Source organism: Methylobacterium tarhaniae (assembly GCF_001043955.1).
GTDB classification, from domain to species: Bacteria; Pseudomonadota; Alphaproteobacteria; order Rhizobiales; family Beijerinckiaceae; genus Methylobacterium; species Methylobacterium tarhaniae.
Map to the genome: position 1 here is coordinate 1 of NZ_LABZ01000236.1, position 562 is coordinate 562.

Annotated in this window: 1 protein-coding gene; it reads left to right on the plus strand. The window is 71.4% G+C overall.

Annotated elements, in window-relative coordinates; translation table 11 throughout:
• Positions 1 to 562: PAS domain-containing protein (locus tag VQ03_RS26695; RefSeq protein WP_048453954.1), on the plus strand; the 562-nt coding region annotated here is incomplete at both ends.

The window sequence follows — 562 nt, forward strand, 5'->3', positions numbered from 1 at the left end:
GCGGCGGGAGCAGATCTTCCAGCAGATGCCGGGTTTCGTCGCCGTGCTGCGCGGCCCGACCCACGTCTTCGAATACGTCAACGACGCCTACGTGACGATCGCCGGCGAGCGCGACTTCGTCGGCCGCACCGTGCGCGAGGCGTTCCCCGAGCTCGCCGCCCAGGGTTTCTACGAGCTCCTCGACACGGTCTACCGCACCGGCCGCCCCTTCGCGGCCCGCGCCATGCCGATCCTCCTCGCCGGCGACGAGGGCGAGCGCGCCATCGACCTCCTGTACCAGCCGCTCCGGGACGAGGCCGGCGCGATCACCGGCATCTTCGTCGGCGGCTACGACGTCACCGAGCAGGTCCGCTCGCGGGCGGCCTTGCGCGACAGCGAGGAGCGCTATCGCACCCTGCTCGAGAGCATCGACGTCGGGTTCTGCATCCTGGAGATGAAGTTCGACGCGGAGGGCCGCGCGGTCGATTACCGGATTGCCGAGGCCAACCCGGCCTTCGCCCGCCAGACCGGGGCCGACGTGGCGGGCCTGTGGGTGAGCGAGTTCGCCCCCGACCTCGAGCGG